The organism is Halomicroarcula saliterrae, assembly GCF_031624395.1.
In the GTDB taxonomy this organism is placed as follows: Archaea; Halobacteriota; Halobacteria; order Halobacteriales; family Haloarculaceae; genus Haloarcula; species Haloarcula saliterrae.
The window spans coordinates 371,623-389,189 of record NZ_JAMQON010000002.1 but is presented as its reverse complement, the minus strand read 5'-3'; the positions used below and the strand labels follow the sequence as shown (position 1 = coordinate 389,189).

The 17,567-nt window shown below is 66.2% G+C and carries 14 protein-coding genes; 8 read left to right on the top strand and 6 right to left on the bottom strand.

The window, feature by feature from the left end; all coding sequences use genetic code 11:
• The first annotated feature begins 71 nt into the window (after positions 1-71).
• Complete coding sequence (locus tag NDI56_RS10025; RefSeq protein WP_310919355.1) at positions 72-251, top strand: hypothetical protein; 180 nt, start codon at positions 72-74, stop codon at positions 249-251.
• Between the two features lie 6 nt (positions 252-257).
• On the opposite strand, the gene NDI56_RS10020 is transcribed toward NDI56_RS10025, so the two are convergent.
• From NDI56_RS10020 to NDI56_RS10005, 4 genes are all read right to left on the bottom strand, one after another.
• On the bottom strand, positions 258-1,664 hold the full coding sequence (locus NDI56_RS10020; protein ID WP_310919354.1) for a dihydrolipoyl dehydrogenase family protein: 1,407 nt from the start codon (positions 1,662-1,664) through the stop codon (positions 258-260).
• Positions 1,665-1,842: 178 nt separating this feature from the next.
• Complete coding sequence (locus NDI56_RS10015; RefSeq protein ID WP_310919353.1) at positions 1,843-4,341, bottom strand: efflux RND transporter permease subunit; 2,499 nt, start codon at positions 4,339-4,341, stop codon at positions 1,843-1,845.
• Between the two features lie 127 nt (positions 4,342-4,468).
• On the bottom strand, positions 4,469-6,952 hold the full coding sequence (locus NDI56_RS10010) for an efflux RND transporter permease subunit (protein ID WP_310919352.1): 2,484 nt from the start codon (positions 6,950-6,952) through the stop codon (positions 4,469-4,471).
• Between the two features lie 6 nt (positions 6,953-6,958).
• Entirely contained in the window at positions 6,959-8,551 is a 1,593-nt protein-coding gene (locus NDI56_RS10005) for a COG1361 S-layer family protein (protein WP_310919351.1), read from the bottom strand.
• Positions 8,552-8,954: 403 nt separating this feature from the next.
• On the opposite strand from NDI56_RS10005, the gene glpK reads away from it, so the two are divergent.
• From glpK to NDI56_RS09980, 5 genes are all read left to right on the top strand, one after another.
• Positions 8,955-10,490, top strand: coding sequence for a glycerol kinase GlpK (gene glpK / locus NDI56_RS10000; RefSeq protein ID WP_310919350.1), 1,536 nt, complete (start codon positions 8,955-8,957; stop codon positions 10,488-10,490).
• 3 nt (positions 10,491-10,493) lie between these two features.
• A complete protein-coding gene (locus tag NDI56_RS09995; RefSeq protein WP_310919349.1) occupies positions 10,494-11,576 on the top strand; it encodes a DUF7973 family transport facilitator in 1,083 nt (360 codons plus the stop codon).
• A gap of 67 nt (positions 11,577-11,643) precedes the next feature.
• Positions 11,644-12,810 (top strand): AAA family ATPase, encoded by a 1,167-nt coding sequence (locus NDI56_RS09990; protein ID WP_310919348.1) that lies wholly within the window; start codon positions 11,644-11,646, stop codon positions 12,808-12,810.
• Between the two features lie 78 nt (positions 12,811-12,888).
• Positions 12,889-13,566: a TetR/AcrR family transcriptional regulator gene (locus tag NDI56_RS09985; RefSeq protein WP_310919347.1), complete on the top strand. Its 678-nt coding sequence runs from the start codon at positions 12,889-12,891 to the stop codon at positions 13,564-13,566.
• Positions 13,567-13,744: 178 nt separating this feature from the next.
• The gene (locus NDI56_RS09980) at positions 13,745-14,344 is read left to right on the top strand and encodes a nitrogen regulation protein NR(II) (protein WP_310919346.1); all 600 of its coding nucleotides are present in this window, start codon (positions 13,745-13,747) and stop codon (positions 14,342-14,344) included.
• A 2-nt stretch (positions 14,345-14,346) separates the two neighbouring features.
• Here the strand turns inward: NDI56_RS09980 and NDI56_RS09975 are convergent, their stop codons facing one another.
• Positions 14,347-14,922: a response regulator gene (locus tag NDI56_RS09975; RefSeq protein WP_310919344.1), complete on the bottom strand. Its 576-nt coding sequence runs from the start codon at positions 14,920-14,922 to the stop codon at positions 14,347-14,349.
• A 222-nt stretch (positions 14,923-15,144) separates the two neighbouring features.
• Here NDI56_RS09975 and NDI56_RS09970 point away from each other — a divergent pair, with 222 nt between their 5' ends.
• Positions 15,145-15,432 (top strand): DUF8006 family protein, encoded by a 288-nt coding sequence (locus tag NDI56_RS09970; RefSeq protein ID WP_310919343.1) that lies wholly within the window; start codon positions 15,145-15,147, stop codon positions 15,430-15,432.
• Here NDI56_RS09970 and NDI56_RS09965 read toward each other — a convergent pair whose 3' ends face one another.
• Positions 15,433-16,284 (bottom strand): NAD(+)/NADH kinase, encoded by an 852-nt coding sequence (locus NDI56_RS09965; RefSeq protein WP_310919342.1) that lies wholly within the window; start codon positions 16,282-16,284, stop codon positions 15,433-15,435.
• Between the two features lie 110 nt (positions 16,285-16,394).
• Between NDI56_RS09965 and NDI56_RS09960 the strand changes: the two genes are divergently transcribed.
• A complete protein-coding gene (locus tag NDI56_RS09960; RefSeq protein ID WP_310919340.1) occupies positions 16,395-17,462 on the top strand; it encodes a KaiC domain-containing protein in 1,068 nt (355 codons plus the stop codon).
• Positions 17,463-17,567 lie beyond the last annotated feature (105 nt).

Below are 17,567 nucleotides of genomic sequence, written 5' to 3'. Positions count from 1 at the left end.
TGTCTCCCCAGCGGCTCACTGCCGCCGCTCCGGGGCCCATGCTTATGAACGTGTAATTCCAACAACAGGATATGGCACACCTGCCAGAGCGACCGAAGGAGTACGTCTGTGACAACTGTAACAACATCGTCGCCGGCGTCGTCAACGGCGAGCCGCCGGACCACACGTACGAACCGCCGACGGACTGCCGGGCCTGTGGCAACTCCGACTTCGTAGAGCTGGACCGGTACCCCTCGATGCCCAAGCAGTGACGCCGCTCAGGCGTCCAGCTGTGCGACGCAGTCCCGGACCAGCCCGTCGAGGTTCTCCGGGAGCGTCGGGTGGTACGCGCGGTCGGGAATCTCCCGCACGTCGAGGCCGAGCTCGACGATAATCTGGAGCGTCTTCGCGAAGCTGTCGGCGTGGTAATGCAGCCCCTGCCACCCGAGTACGGTGCCGTCGTCGGCGTCGACGACGAGCTTCGCCAGTCCCTCGGGCACGTCCTTCGACTTGAACACGCCGTCGTCGCTGGCCTGCCGGGTCGCGGTGACCACGTTATAGCCGGCCTCGCGGGCGCTGTGCTCGCTGTGGCCCACGCGGGCGAACGGGTAGACGCCCAGCCCAGAGAAGATGACGTGGTGGTGGACGTTCTCGTAGGGCTGTGGTGGCGCGCCGGACTCCTGGCGACGGATGTTCTCGGCCGCGGTGAACCCCTGCTCCTTGGCGACGTGGAGAATCGGCTCGTGGCCGTTGACGTCGCCGACGGCGTAGACGTGGGGGGCGTCGACGGTCTGCATGGTGTCCCGGACCCACTTGCCCTCGGTAGATATCGCGGTGCGGTCCAGCCCGAGCCCGTCGAGGGTGGGCCGCCGACCGGTGAAACAGAACAGCTGGTCGGCCTCGTAGCGCTCCTCGCTCCCGTCGTCGAACTCCACGTACAGCCGCACCCCGCCGTCGTCGGTCGGTTCCAGCGCACGCTCGTAACAGTTCGTGGGTATCTCCACGTCCCAGTTGTCCTCGTAGAGCTCCCGGGCCGCGTCGCCGAAGGCGGGGTCGGCCTCGTCGATAGGACGGTCGTCGTGTTCGACGACGGTGAGCTCCATCCCGCCGGCCTCGGCGAGATAGGGGACCAGCTCCATCCCGATGTACCCGAACCCCATCACGATGCCCGAGTCGGGGAGCTCGGTGGCGTCGAGCACGTCCGCGCTGGTCATGTAGTCCACGTCCTCGATACCCGGTATCTCGGGGACGTAGACCGTCGAACCGGTGGCGACGACGACGTAGTCCGCGTCGTAGGTCGCCCCGCCCGCCCGGACGGTGCGGTCGTCGACGAACTCGGCGGTGGCGTGGACGAACTCGACGCCGTCGCGCTCGGCCAGTTCGTGGACCGACTCGCGCCGGTGGGCCGCCCAGTTCAGCACGTGGTCGTCCTTGCGGGAGACGACCGTTTCGAGGTCCACGTCGGGCGGGTCGCCCGTCAGCCGCTCGTCGTGGCGCGCCTGAAACCGGTGGGCGCCGGCCGACAGCACCTCTTTCGAGGGCATACACCCCTTGAGAATGCAGAGCCCGCCGCCGGGGTCCCCGTCGTCGATGAGTGTCAGGTCGATTCCGTCCGCATCCGCGAGCTCGCCGGCGACGGCCGCGCCGGCGCTCCCGTACGCGCCGATGATGACGACGTGGGTCATATCGGGCACTAGCCGCGCGGTCTGATAAAGGCATCCGCGGCGTGTTCCGTTCGAGCACGACCGCCGGCGACGGCCGTCCCAGGAGGCAGCGACCGCTCCGCCAACAGAATCTGCCAGCGGGGCTTCCCGGCTGTTTCTCACCGGATCGAGCACGGGTGGAGAGAACCCGGTTGGTCGGCTAGTCGTCGTCGGGGGCGAGGGTCCGGCGGCGCCTGATGGGCCGGAGGCCGCTCCAGACGTTCGTCGCACGAGACCAGACCACCAGCACCGGGGGCAGGACCAGCAGCGAGGTCAGGAAGGCATAGACGATAGAGAGCGCCGTCAGGATGCCGAACTGGCCGATAGCCGGGAACACGGCGAGTGCGAGCACGCCGATACCGAACACCGTGGTGAGCATACTCCCCAGCAGGGCGCCGCCGGTGCCACGCACCGTGCGGTCGAGTGCGGGTATGAGCTCCGCCTCGGCGTGCTCGTCGGCGAAGCGGTGGACGACGTGGACGGAGTAGTCCACCCCGAGCCCGATGGTGAGCGCGAGCATCGTCCCCGTGATGGCGTTGAGCGGGATGTCGAGATAGCGCATCGTCCCGGCCAGCAGGGTGACCGTGACGACGACCGGAACGACGTTGACGAGGCCCAGCGAGGGGCGTCCCTCGATGAGCCAGTAGATGAACACGAGGAAGAGGGCGGTGCCGGTCAGCGCGATGGCCAGCGAGACGATAGCTGACTCGAAGATGACGTCGGAGACGGCCTGGAAGACGACGGTGCTACCCGTCGCCGTCGCCTCGTAGCGGAACCGGTCTGCCACCTCGCGGGCGTCCGCGCTCGCCTCGCTGTCGCTGGCGTCGCCCTCGACGCTGTAGACGATCCGGGTGCTCCGGTAGTCCTCGGTGATGTAGTTGAGCGCCTGCCCGCGCGAGGACGAGGAGAGCAGATAGTCGTATATCTCACCGAGGTTGTCGTCCGGGACGCCGTTGTCGTTGGCGTCGTTGCGGGCGACGAGCGCCCGGAACTCGGCGTCGCGGTCCGCGCGGTCCTGAATGACGGTGACGATAGAGGTCGCGTCGGCCCGGCCGTCCTCGCGGACGAACGTCTCCGGCGGGTCGTCACCCGCCCGATAGACCTGTTCGAGGGCGCCGTCGCTGCGCATCGACCCCTCGACGTAGACTGTCACCTGGCTGCCCTGTGCGGCCGTGAACTTCTCGTCGAGGAAGTTCGTCGTCTCGGTGACGGTGTACTCGCTGGGGGCGAACGGCTCCGGTAGGGACTCGATCCAGTCCGGGTTGTCCTCGGGCGGGAGGAAGTCGTCCTGTGAGAACGAGGTCGAGATGCCGGTCGCGTAGACGCCAGCGCCGGCGCTCACCACGAGCACCAGGAGTAGAAAGGCGACGGGCGCGCGCTGGGCGATAACGACGCCGCCCCGCAGGACGCCGCCGAGTTTCGACCCCTCGGAGCCCAGCGGGCGCTGGCTGAACGTCGGGATGGGGTAGCGCTCGCGCAGGCGGTCGAGTTCGACCTTCGCGGCCGGCAGGAAGACCCCGAAGATGAGGAAGGTGAAGACGATGCCGACGGCGGCGACGTAGCCGAAGTCCTGTATCGGCGGGAGCGAACTGGAGAGATTCGAGAGGAAGCCGATGACCGTCGTGCCGGTGACGATGCCGAAGGCCACGAGCAACTGGTCGGTGGTGGCGCGCATCGACCCCTCGATATCCGCGCCGTCCTCCCGTTCCTCGCGGTAGCGGTTGACGGCGTGGATGCCGAAGTCGATACCGACCGCCAGCAAGAGCGGCGGCACCGCGATGAGCATCTGCGAGAACGGGATGTCGGCCAGTCCCATGAAGCCGAAGGTCCAGATGATGGCCATGAACAGAGCGGCCAGTCCGAGGGCCATGTCAGCCAGGTCGCGGTAGGCGACGGAGAGGAAGACGAGGATGAACAGCAGCGCCGCGGGCACCGTGAGAATAAGCGAATCGAAGAGGACGCTGGAGAACTCCTCGGCGAGGATGCCCGAGCCGAACACCGTTATCGACCCCTGACCGGTCGACTCGACGGTGAACTCCGCCTGCCGCTGGATATTGGTCAGCGGACTGGACCCGCCCTGCCCGGAGCCCGACGAGAGCCCGGCCGGGAGCTCGTGCGTGACGAGGCCGATGGTGGCCGACGCCGACGCGGACTTGCGGTTGAAGTCCTCGCTGACGAGCCCGGTGAACTGCGGGTCCTCGGCGGCCCGGCGGACCGCTGCGTCTATCTCGCTGTCGGTGGCGTCCTCGATGGCCAGCCGCTGGCTCTCGGTCGTCGTCGCTTCGGGGTCCAGCTCGCTGGCGACGATGCTCGCGGCGCTAGACGTCGACGACACTCTGAGGTCGCGGTGCTCCTCTAGGCGCTCCTGTGCCCGAAGCATCCGCAGCAACGAGTCTTTCGAGAGGACGTTCGTCCCCTCCTGTATGAGCTGGGTGTTGCCGGTGTCGGGCGAGAAGGCGGGCGAGAACTCCGTGTTGACCCGCTCGAAGGCCTCTTCGGCGGGCAGTCCCGTCGTGAACTGCTGTGTCCCGGCGTTCGTCGAGACGTTCCCCAGCCCGGCGCCGAAGACGAGCGTCACGACGAGGAAAGCGAGGACGACCTTTCGGGAGTCGTTTACGATGCGGTCGTCTGCCCAGTCGATATATCGTTGGTAGTTCATTGCTGTCGGTAGTTACTGTCCGCGGACGCTGTGGGTACCGGACCGAAGCGGGACGACGGTGCAGTCCGGCGAATCGGTGTCGTGGTCTCTATCCGGTCGGCCGCCGAGACGCGCTGCAGCCCAGCGCTCACTCGTCACTCCCGGGCGCAGTGGTGGTGAGCCCCTGGTCCGTGGTCACGCCCGGCTCGTCCGTCCACGGGAAAATCGAGTCGGCGACGGTGCCACTGGTCCCGTCGTACCGCCGGAGCCGGTCCCAGAGCACCAGCACCGACGGGAGGACGAGCATCGACGCCAGATAGGCGTAGACGACCGAAAGCGCCGTCAGCAGTCCGAAGTTCCCGATGACGGGGTTGAGTGCCAACACCAGCACGCCGATACCGCCGACGGTGGTGAGCATGCTCCCGGTCAGGGCGCCACCCGTTCCGACGACCGTCCGCCGGAGCGCCGGTTCGAGCGCCCGCTCCTCGCGCTCGTCGGCGAACCGGTGGACGACGTGGACGGAGTAGTCCGTCCCCAGCCCGATAGTGATCGCGAGCATGCTCCCGTTGAGGGCGTTGAAGTCGATGCCGACGTACCGCATCGTCGCCACGAGGGCGACGACGGCTACCGCGATGGGGATGACGTTCGCGATACCGAGGCTCGGTTTCCCTTCGAGTATCCAGTAGACGGCGACGAGGAACAGCGAGGACCCGACGAGCGTTATCAGCAGGCTCTGGACGACCGTGTCCAGAATGGCGTCGCCGGCGTCGTGCCAGACGAGCGGTCGTCCCGTCGGGGCGGCCTCCGCGCGGTACTTCGATGCCATCTCCTGCCCGTCCGCAGAGAGGGCCGCGTTGGACGCGTCGGAGTCGACTTCGTAGATTATCTGCGTGCTCCGGCGGTCAGCGGTGAGGAACTGCTCCAACTGACCGCTGTCCGAGGCCGCCATGGCGTCGTAGATCTTCGGGAGGTTCTGGTCCGGAATTCCGTTGCCGTCCTGGTCGTTTCTCGCGACGAGCGCTGCGAACTCCGGGTCCCGTTCGGCCCGGTCCCGTATCACCGTGACGAGGCTCGTCACCTCGGGCTCTCGTCCATCGGCTTCGACCGTCTCCGGCGGGTTCTGACTGGACTGGTGGAGCGACTCCAGCGCGCTGTCCCGTCGCATGTTCTTCTCGACGTATATGTTCACTCGCTGGCTCTGCTCGAAGTTCCGCTCGCGGAGGTTCTGGTTTACCACGTAGTCGAACGACTCCGGCGGGGCGAGCGGACCGAGATACTGGAGATAGTCGGGCGTCTCCTCCTCCGGCGTGAAATCGTCAGTGTCGAACTCGGTCCCGACGCCGGTCGCGTAGCCGCCGGCGACCGTCGTACTGAGAAGCACCACCAGCAGGAAGACGACGGGGACGCGCTTGGCGATGGTGACGCCGCCGGCGAGCCCTTTCCCGACGACGGACTCCTCGGAGCTGAGCGGCGCCTCACTGAAGGTCGGAACGGGGTAGCGCTCGCGGAGTCGGTCTATGTACAGCTTGGCTGCCGGCAGGAAGACCCCGAAGATGAGGAAGGTGAAGACGATGCCGATAGCGGCGACGAGTCCGAAGTCGCGGTTGGGCGGGAACGCGCTCACCAGGTTCGAGAGGAAGCCGATGACGGTCGTCCCCGTGACGATGAAGAAGGCGACGAGGACCTGACTGCCCGTCAGCTCCATCGCTGGAACGGGCTCTGTCCCTTCCTTGCGGGCCTCGCGGTAGCGGTTGACGACGTGGATGCCGAAGTCGATACCGACCGCAATCATCAGCGGCGGGACCGTCACCAACAGCAAATTGAACGGGATGCCGGCCAGTCCCATGAACCCGAACGTCCAGATAAGCGCCATCACGATGGAGACGACGCCCAGCAGGAGGTCCACCAGGTCGCGGTAGGCGATTATCAGGAACAGGACGATGAGCACGAACGCGGCCGGGAGGACGAGCTGGAGGGAGGTGCTTATGGTGTCGGGTTGGCTCCCGATGACGCGGATATCCCCGTCGACGCTATCGACGATGCCTCTGACGCGCTCGTCCCGGTTGGGGATGTCACCGGTGTCGTGCGTGACCGTGGCCTCGGTCACCGAGGCCGACGCTGACTTGCGGTTGAAGTCGTCGCTCACCGAGGACAGAAAGGCCGGATCCTCGTCAGCGGTGGTTCTGACCGCGCTGGCTATCTCGCTCTCCGTCGCCCCTTCGACGGTCCGAATCTGGGCGTCGAGGGTCGTCGCGTTCGGGTCGATGGTCTGGGCTACCTGACTCGCCGGTGAGCTGGTGTCCGAGACGCGCATGTCCCGTTTGTCGGCGATGCGCTCCTGTGCGCGCAACGAACGGAGCAGCGACTGCTTCGAGAGCGCGTTGTCCCCGTTTTGCAACAGCGTCGTAGTCGTCGTGGACTCCCCGAAGGCGGGGCCAAAGTCCCGCTGTATGTCCTGAAACGTCTCGTAGGAATCCAGGTCCTCGATGAACTCCTCGGACCCGGACTCTATCTCGACCGCACCGAGACCGGTGGTAAAGACGACGGTGGCCACCAGAAACAGCACGGCGACCCGTCCCGGGGCGCCGGTAATTCGGTCGTTCACCCAGTCGATGTAGCGCTGGTGTCCCATTCGTGGCTATCGGAACCGCATGTACCCACCGACGGCCAGCACGAGGACGAGCGCCACGCCGCCGATAGCGGTCAGGGGGAGGCTGCCGCCGCCGTTGTCGGGCGTGGTGACGTCGATGCCGACACGGTAGGTGTCGGAGAGCTTCGTGTCACCGTCGGGCTCTTGGTACTCGAAGTCCAGCGAGATGGGGTAGGCCTTCTCCAGCGCGCTGCCCTCGGCGCTGACGCTGAACGTCAGCGTCTCGGACTCGCCGGGAGCGAGTTCGTCGACGATCGCCTCGTCGTCGTCGGCGCTGATGGGCGAGGAGGTAAAGACCTTCGCCGTGATGTCCGTCATCGTCACGTTGCGCGTGTTCGTGACCGTAAGCTCGATGTTGCCGGACTGGCCGACGCCGATGGACGTGTTGTCGCTGTCGACGGCGAAGTCGTCCCTATCGGGTCTAATCGGGGCCTGGGCTTCGAGGGTGTCGCTGTCCTCGCGGTCACCGTTGGTGTTCCGGAAGCTCGCCACGAAGTCGAACTGCTTCGTGGTCTGCTGTGCGCTATCGGTGGCTTCGACGGTGAAACTGACCCGCTCCGAGTCGCCGGGTTCGAGGTTCCCGACCGCGATCTGCGTCTCCTGTGGCGAGAGGTTACTGTGGTCGCTCTCCCAGTTCACGACGATGTTACTGACGGCGCGGGGGCCGTCGTTGGTCACCGTCGCTTCGATGATGCCTTCGTCACCGACTCTAAGCGTGCTATCGACGTCCGACAGCGAGAAGCTCTGTTCCGGGTCGGGGCTGATACTGACGGACGTGCCGGTGGATTGCTTGCGGACGCCGTCGGGGTTGTCGAACGCGATAGAGAGGTTGAACGGGTAGGGTTCGGCCTGCGCGTCTTCGGTCGCGGAGATATCGTATCGGAAGGTCTGGCGCTCCCCGGGGGCCCACGACTCGACCGAACGGGTGCTTCTGGACCGCTCGCCGAACGTGAGCTCCCCGTTCTGGCTCGTGAGCGTGATCTCGCTGTTGTTCGCGGCCGTCCGGCCGGTGTTCTCGACGGTGACGGCGACGGTCCCGCTGGAGCCGACCTGCGTGTTCGAGGAGACGTTCGTCACGCTGAACGTGGCGTCGTCGCTGACGGTGACCGTGACGGAACGCGTCCGCGAGACGCTGCTTTTGGACCGCGTTCCGGTGCTCTCCGAGATGTAGTTGTAGTAGTCGTACTCCAGTTCGACGGGGATCTGATAGGTGCCGGGTTCGGCGTCCTCGTCGACGCTGATGTCGAACGACGCCGTCGTGGGCGTCCCGGTCGAGACCGTCCCGAGCGACCGCGTGCCGGTCGTGATAGATATCGGGGCGTTGCTGTCTCTGACATCGACCCGCAGCGCGCGGGCGGTCGTCACCTCGTTGCTCAGGCTCGGGTTCTGGGACGAGCCCCTGTCGATATCACCGCTGTTGACGAGGACCACGCCGAGTGTCGTCTCCTCGCCGGCCGCGATGGTGTCTTCTTCGAGGGAGACACTGATATCAGGGCTCCCGGAGATGGCGGCAGCGGCACTTCCGGCAGCGATTGCGAGCGCTACGACAGTCAACAACAGGGGAACAGTGCGTGAATTCATGTATGACGGGTAGGGCGGTGTCGGGGGTTACACGTCGTACCCGGTGGACACCCCCGTGGCCCACCCGATACTCCTTTTGAGCGGCTACTCAGTCAGTTACGACCAACGTGCAATTCGTTTATTAGCTTTGTGATTTCACACTACCAGCGCATCGGTGCGACAGCGCCCGTCCTCCCTGATTGTTCCAGTTTCGGTAGTGACAGCCACCGTCGCACTGGCACGGGTCGGTTCCCCGGAGGCCGCTTCGACTGGGGTCCGTCACCGGTCACAATGTGTCGCAGGGACCGGTACAGTGCGACGCCGTGCCCGATTCCCGGCCTGAGGGGTTGGTATTATCACGATTGTACCCTAAGTTTAATATACCGAACGAACGTTCGTTCGTCTGCGCGGAGTCGAAGACACAATGACAGCAGACACCTACGTTGGCGCGATCGACCAGGGGACCACCGGAACGCGATTCATGGTATTCGACCACGCTGGTCAGGTCGTCGCCAACGCATACGAGAAGCACGAACAGATTTACCCGGAGCCCGGCTGGGTCGAGCACGACCCGATGGAGATCTGGGAGAACACGAAAGCCGTCGTTCGGGAGGGACTCTCCCAGAACGACATCGACGCCGAACAGCTGGCGGCGCTTGGCATCACGAACCAGCGCGAGACGACCATCGTCTGGGACGCCGAGACCGGCAAACCGGTCCACAACGCGCTCGTCTGGCAGGACCGCCGAACGACGGACCGCGTCGAAGAGATCCAAGAGGAGGGGAAAGTCGAGTGGATCCGCGAGAAGACCGGCCTCGAATGTGACGCGTACTTCTCGGCGACCAAGACCGAGTGGATTCTCGACAACGCAGAGCCGCTGAAGATGGAGGCCTCCCGCGGCGAAGCCGTCCGTGACCGCGCGGAGAACGGCGAGCTGATGATGGGGACCATCGACAGCTGGGTGATATACAACCTCACCGGCAACCACATCACCGACGTCTCGAACGCGTCGCGGACGATGCTGTACAACATCCGCGACCTCGAATGGGACGACGAGCTCCTCGACGAGTTCGACGTGCCCAAATCGATGGTCCCGGAAGTCCGCCCGTCCTCCGACGAGAACCTGTACGGCCACACGGATTCGGACGGCTTCCTCGGCGCCGAAGTGCCCGTCGCGGGCGCGCTGGGCGACCAGCAGGCCGCGCTGTTCGGGCAGACCTGTTTCGACGCGGGCGACGCGAAGAACACCTACGGCACCGGTTCGTTCTACCTGATGAACACCGGCAACGAGGCGGTCGAATCGGACCACGGCCTCCTGACGACCATCGGGTTCCAGATGTCCGGCGAGCCCGTCCAGTACGCGCTGGAAGGCGCCATCTTCATCACCGGCGCCGCTATCGAGTGGCTCGAAGACGTCGACCTCATCAACAACGCCGCTCAGACCGCAGAGCTCGCGAGCTCCGTCGATTCGACGGACGGCGTCTACATGGTGCCGGCCTTCACGGGTCTCGGCGCCCCGCACTGGGACGGCCGCGCACGCGGGACTATCGTCGGTATGACCCGCGGCACCCGCAAGGAACACATCGTGCGTGCGACCCTCGAATCCATCGCGTACCAGACCCGCGACGTCGCGGAAGCGATGGAGGCCGATTCGGGCGTCGAGACGACGACCCTGCGTGTCGACGGCGGCGCGGTCAAGAACAGCTTCCTCTGTCAGCTCCAGGCCGACATCATCGGCACCGATATCGCGCGACCGGAGGTCGACGAGACCACGGCGCTTGGCTCCGCTTACGCCGCCGGCCTCGCCGTCGGCTACTGGGACACCGTCGACGAGCTGCGCGACAACTGGCAGATCGACCAGGAGTTCACGCCGGAGATGAGCACAGAGCAAGCGGACAGCATGTACGGCCGCTGGGACGACGCGGTCGAGAAATCGCTCGACTGGGCACAGGAGGAGTAACGTATGGACCCAGTCCTACTCCAGATCGACGTCCTCGGCGGCCGGACAGGCGTCGAGTTCGCCTACTGGCTCATCGCGGCCTTCGCAGGTGGCTGCTTCGGTGCGGCCATCGGCGCGCTCCCGGCCTTCTGTTTCACCGGCTTCACCGTCATCGCCGGGGAAGCCGCCAACGCCATCGGCCTCTCCGGTGCGGGCTCCGGTGCCGAACTCGGCGCGTCCGGTCTGACCGGTCTCGTCGGTTTCGGCCCGGTCTTCGGTCCGCACATCGCCTTCGCCGGCGGTGCGGCCGCGGCCGCCTACGCCGCGAAGAAGGAAGGCGCCATGCCGCCTCAGGAAGACGGTGGCTACCACCCCGGTAAGGACATCGCCTACGCGCTCGGTACGCGCCCCGACGTCCTCGCGGTCGGTGGTGTCTTCGGTATCATGGGTGCCTGCATCAACATCCTGGCTTCCAACGTCGTCGCCCCGGTCGTGGGGTTCGACACCGTCGGATTCACGGTGTTCACGTCGGCGCTCATCCACCGACTCGTCTTCGGCTACTCGCTGTTCGGCTCGCCCGGCGGAAACGGCTACCTCGACATGACGCCGTTCGAGAACGGTCAGGAAGTCGCTGCCGACGGCGGGACTGAGGTCATGCGCCCGGCCGTCGAGCCGTGGCTCCCCCACCAGTACAAGTGGGGCAACGTCGCCATGCTCGGCCTCGTCGGTGGGCTGCTCGGCGGCTTCCTCGTCATCACGACGGGGAGCATGTTCCTCAGCTTCGGTATCTCCGCGGCGTCCCTTACCTTCCTCAATCTGGGCGTCGAGAAGATCCCGGTGACCCACCACATAACGCTGTCCGGCAGCGCCGGTGCGGCGGCGTTCGTCGTGGACCCGACCGGCACGTCCCAGCTCGTCGCCCTCCTGCTCGGTGGCGCCTTCGGCGTCCTCGGCGGACTGGTCGGCGAAGCGGGCCAGCGTGTCTTCTACGCGCACGGTGACACGCACGTGGACCCGCCCGCGTTCGCTCTGTTCGTGGTGACGATCTTCCTCGGCGTGCTGACGGTCGCCGGTGTCACCGTACGAGGAGTCTACGTCCCCTTCTAACCAATCCGACAGGGGTCGGCACATCATTTTTGTACGAACCTGGCAGTCCGACAACTCCGTAGCACCAATGAATATAGACGCGAGAATCACACGACGGCAGGTCGATGCCGCCGGACTCGTCCTCGACGACGAGGCCATCAGCCCGGTCGCCCACGTCGCGGACCCGGTCGGTCGCGGTCCGACCCTCGAAGCGCTGCTCGACTATCTGGACCCGATACTCGACGGTGACCTCCCGCCCGACGCCTACGTCTGGGGCCCCGCCGGGGCCGGCAAGTCAGCCGTCGTCACCGCGCTGTTCGCGCATCTGCAGCCCCGACCGTCACGGCTGGGCGCTGTCGTCCACACGGCCACCCGCGCTCGCCCCGACCGCGAACCGCCCCAGTCGTTCGTCTACGTCGACGCGCGGGCGGCCACGACCGACTTCGGCCTCTACCACGCCGTCCTCGACGGTATCGTCGACGAGTCGGTCCCGACACAGGGGGTCCGCACCGACACCCTGCTGACCCAGCTCCGCGACGCGCTGGCTCCGTCGTCCCGCCGCGCCGTCGTCGCTGTCGACCACGTCGGCGAGGCAGAGACCTACGCGCTGTCGGCGCTCGCCGAGCGGCTCGACGGCCTCGGCGACTCGCTCGCCCTGCTGGCTATCGGCCGCGACCGCCCGGCCGCCCTCGAGGACCCGCCCGCGAAACGCATCGAGATGCCGGCCTACGACACGGAGACCCTCGCCGACGTCGTCTCCAGCCGGGTGATGTCGGGGCTCGACGCCCACGCGCTCACGTACCAGCGGTGCCGTACCATCGCTACGTGGGCGAACGGGAACGCCCACGACGCGCTGGCCGCGCTGTTCGCCGCCGCCACCCGGGCGAGTGAGCGCCGCCGGTCCCGTATCGACGACGAGGACATCGCCCACGCGTGCGAGGGGATTCCCCGCCCCTGTGTCCCCCTCGCGCAGGTGCTCATGCTTCCCCCGAACCGCCAGCGGGTCCTGCGCGCGTTGCTGGACGTCGGGGCGGACGACTGCTCGTCGGTCGAGGACACGGCCGCCGCCATCGCCGCGGACGTCGACCTTTCGGCCGGGACAGTCAAACGGTACCTGTACGAGTTCGCCGACGACGGTATCGTCGAGCGGGTCCGAATGGACGGCTCGACGACCGGCCGGCCGCCGAGCCGCGTCGAGCCCCGGTTCCCGACGCAGGTGTTCCGGCGGCTCTACGACCTCGAAGGGACGGCATGACTGCTCTCGCTGGTGCCCGCGACAGACTCCCTCGTCCTGTGACAAGCTATTTGTCCCGCTGTGGACTACCAGCCCCGTATGAGCGACGGGACGGCGTCCAACAGGGAGCCCGCCAATACGCGTGAAGCGATTATGTACGCGACCTACGACGCGTTGCACGAACACGGGTACGCTGGGCTCTCCATCTCCCGCATCGCCGACGAGGGCGATCTCAGCAAGTCGACGTTCTACCACCACTTCGACGACAAAGAGGACCTCCTGCTGTCGTTTGCCGATTTCACGATAGCGCAGTTCGGGCGCGGTTTCGAGGTCGAATCGACCGGCGACCCGGTCGAGGACCTCTATGCGTTCCTGAACTTCGCCCTCGGTACCCACCCCATCGCGCGGGACCGACCCGACTCCGTCGAGCGGATGGGCGTCTGGATAGAGCTCCGTTCCCAGGCGATTCACGACCCGGCGTTCGCCGAGAAGTTCACCGAGACGACCGAGAAGTACGTGGAGAATCTCACCGATATCATCGCGGCGGGTATCGAACAGGGAGTGTTCGAAGACGTCGAAGCCGAGAAGACGGCGAGGTTCCTGCTCACGACGGTCGACGGTGCTATCCTCGAACTGACGACTCGAACCGACGACACGCGACCGGTGGTGTGGGAGAAGATGGACGAGTACATCCGGACGCACATCGTTCGCGACGAACTCGACGTCGACGAGTACGCCTTCGACGACAACTTCGAATCGGCCGACGACGCGGCGTAGCCCCGACTGTCTCACCCGTTTTTGGCCGAACATCCCGGAGCCGGCGTCGGGACGCTCGTCGGGCTGCAGCTACTCACTGACGGGGCGTCGGCGCCCCGAGCCCACGGCGAACCGGCACGTTCTCGGCCCGCTCGTGTCCCGAAAGAGGTTAACAGATGGACCGACGATTTCCACTCGAATGAGCGAGCAACCGAACAGGAAGAGCAGTGGGGGGCCACAGTTCGGGAGCCTCCTCACCGTCGTGGGGTGGATCGCGATAGGGGCGATGTCGCTCGCTGCCGCCCTGCTCGCGCTCGACAGCGTCATCGCTCTCCCGTTCTCCAGCGAGGTGGTCGTCGGTCTCGGACTCGCGCTCGGCGGCGGTATCGGCGGTGTCGCGCGCCTCTTTCGCGCCGACGGGGACGCTGACGGGACCGACGAGACGATGACCGTCGACGTCGAGTCCACGGGCGGGACGACGCCGGAGCCGGCCGACCTCTTCGACGGCCACCCGGACCCCGTGCTGTACTACGCCGCGGAGGGCCACGGACCGGTCGTCAGGGCGGCGAACACGTCGTTCGGCGAGACGTTCGACGTTCCCGCCGACCGGCTGCAAGGGACGCCCCTGTCGGAGGCGCTCCTCGTCGCCGGCGAGGAGACGATCGACGCAGAGACGGTCACGGCAGGCGGCCTCGACCGGGTCGTCGACTGTGAGACGACGGTCGGGACCGAACAGTTCCGGCTCAGGACTATCCAGAACGGGGACACCGGCTACCTGCTGTACACGCCGAAAACGTAACGCTAGCTCGGTTTGCGGGTGATATCGCGGAAGGCGGTGTCGATGTCGTCGAAATCGGAGAGGGCGTCGTCCATCTCCGACTGCAGTGTGTCGGCCCGCCGTTCGAGGGATTCGACCCCTTCGTTGCCTTCGAGGGTCTGTGCAGTCTTTTCGCCTTTCAGCAGCGCGAGCTTCGACGTGACCTCCAGATACTCCGCGAGCCGGTCGTCGTACCGGCGGGCGGCCAGCTGCTGGTCGATCGCCGCGACCAGGTCCTCCTTCTCGACGGGTTTGCACAGATAGTCGTCGAAGGGCATGTCGATGATGTCGAAGTCCGGGTCCACCGCGGTTATCATGATGACGCGGGTCGAGATATCCCGCTCGCGTATCTCCGCTAGCACCTCGTCGCCGCCGATGTCGGGCATCCGTCGGTCGAGCAACACCACGTCGACGCTGTCGTCTATCCTGTCGAGTGCGTCCGCACCGCCGTAGGCTGTCTCTGTCTCGTACTGGTTGCGGAGACGCAACGCGTAGACGTCTGCGACCTCGGACTCGTCGTCCACGACGAGGACGGTTGCGTCCGCAGTAGACTCTGACACGGTAGCGTATACTGTTGGTTGCGTGCTTATAATTATTTGCTGTAGAATGCATGAATTGTCATGCTCATTTTCCCGTCGCGGGGACACAGCGAGCTCCGCTCCCAGGGGAACCGATCGCGGCACGTGCGGCGCTTGCCCGGTCGCGTTCGGGGGTCGCCGCGACTCCTTTGCGGTTCGTAACGGAACTTTAAAGATTGCGTCACGGCGAGATTCCGCATAGGCATGCTCGCGCCACCGCTGCAAGTCATCGACAGCTTTCTGCTGAACTACACCATCGGTGATGTCCTGTTGCTCGGGTTCGTCCTCGGTGCAGTCGGCATCCTGCCGACGCGCTCGCTCAAGATGCTGGGGGCACACACCGTCTCGATAGGTGTCTTGCTCCTGCTGATTCCCGCATCGATGATGGAACCGAACGCCGGGAGCCTGCTCACATCGGCGTTTGCGTACAAGCTCGTCGGGCTGGTCCTGCTCGCGCTCGCGCCGATTCTGTACGCGGTCGGCCGACAGTAACTACCCCAGTTTTCGCAGGGCGGTGAAGAAATCGAGCGGTGGGCCGGCGAGCCGTATCGGTTCGTTTGCCCGCGACAGCGTCACTGTCTCCGGTGGCGACAGCGACTCGCGGATTCGTCCGTCGCTGACGGCGACGCCGCGTTCTGTCCCGGACAGCGACACCGTCACGTCGCTGTCGACGTCGACCACGAGCGGCGGCATCCCGTCGGCCTGGGCCATCCCGGTGATGACGAGCCCGCCGACTTCGGGATGGACCAGCGGCCCGCCCTCGCTCAGGTTGTAGGCGGTAGAGCCGGTCGGCGTCGCCACGAGCACCCCGTCGGCGTGCCCGCGGGTGTACAGCGACCCGTCGACCCGTATCTCGAACTCGGCACCGCCGCCGTCCCCGCGGTGTGACCCCTGCACCACCACCTCGTTGAGCGCGGGCGAGAGCTCCCAGTCGTCGCCGCTGGCCCGCAGCCGGGGCATCGCCCGGGTCCGCGCGCTCCCGGTCTTCTGGATGTGTTCGACCTCTGCGACGACCGTCTCGACGGCCTCCTCGGGCGCGAGCGCGTTCAGGAACCCCACTTCGCCGAGGTTGACGCCCATTATCGGGGTCGACCCCGCACCGCGGGCGGCATAGAGGAAGGTCCCGTCGCCGCCGATACTGACGACGAGGGTACACTCGTGCATCTCGTCGACCGGGCGCGTCGACGGCGTGGCCGCGTCCCACGCCTCGTGGTCCGTGAGCGCCGCTCCGGTCGTCTCGTCGACGGCGACCGGCGCCGACACCTCCCGGAGTCGGTCGGCCAGCGTGCTCGCGAGCGCCATCGCCCGGTCGTTGTCCCGCTGGGCGACGATACCGACGGTCATTGGTGGCCGTTCCCGCCGGGCGAATATAAACCCTGCACGACGGCAAGCTTATATCCGTCTGCACGACAGTGTGCACCCATGGCCTGCGCCTGTGGCCGGTGGTCGCGCACATGAGTGACGGGGACGACGACTGGTTCGAGAGCGCGCTCGAAGAGGACGCCAAGGCCTCGGCAGAGGCCGATTCCACCGACACGTCCGCCGGCAGCGACACGGCCGACCCCTTCGGCGACGACGGCGAGGAGAACCCCTTCGGCGACGACGGCGAGGAGGACCCATTCGCGAGCGACGCCGAATCGGAGAGTCCGTTCGAGGACGACGGCTCGTTCGACGATGACAGCCCGAGCCCGTTCGAGGACGACGGGGCCGGTGGCGACGACGGCGGCGGGCTGTTCGGTGACGACTTCGCGACGGCGTTCGAGTCCGCCGGGAGCGGCGGTGGCGGCGGGGGCGCCGCCGAGTTCGAGGACGAGGACTTCGACTCCGACATCCCGCGTATCGACATCGGTATCGACGGCCTCGACCGGATGATACAGGGCGGTATCCCCCGTCGCCATCTCATCGTCAGCATCGGGTCGGCGGGGACCGGCAAGACGACCTTCGGCCTGCAGTTCCTGCACCACGGCCTCGAAAACGGCGAGAACTGCGTGTTCATCACGCTCGAACAGTCCCACAGCGCTATCATGGACACCGCGAACGACCGGGAGTGGGGGTTCGACGAGTACGAGGCCAACGACCAGCTGGCCGTCATCGACCTGGACCCGGTGGAGATGGCGAACAGCCTCGACAACATCCGGGGGGAGCTGCCGGGACTCATCGAGGACTTCGACGCCGACCGACTGGTGCTCGACTCCGTCTCGCTGCTGGAGATGATGTACGACAACCCAGCGAAGCGACGCACCGAGGTGTTCGATTTCACCCGGTCGCTGAAAAACGCCGGCGTCACGACGATGCTCACCTCCGAAGCCAGCGAGGACAACCCCTACGCCTCCCGCCACGGTATCATCGAGTACCTCACGGACGCCGTCTTCGTCCTCCAGTACGTCCGTTCGGAGACCCGAGAGACGCGCCTGGCCGTCGAGATACAGAAGATACGCAACGCGAACCACTCCCGGGAGACCAAACCCTACGAGATCACGATGGACGGCATCAGCGTCTACCAGCAGGCCAACATCTTCTGAGACCGTTGCTGGACCCGTCCCGAAAGCGCAACCGCGAGTACCGGTCCGTCGCTGACAGTGTGACCGGCCACCTGCTATCGACTGGCAACCACGTTTTATCCGTCC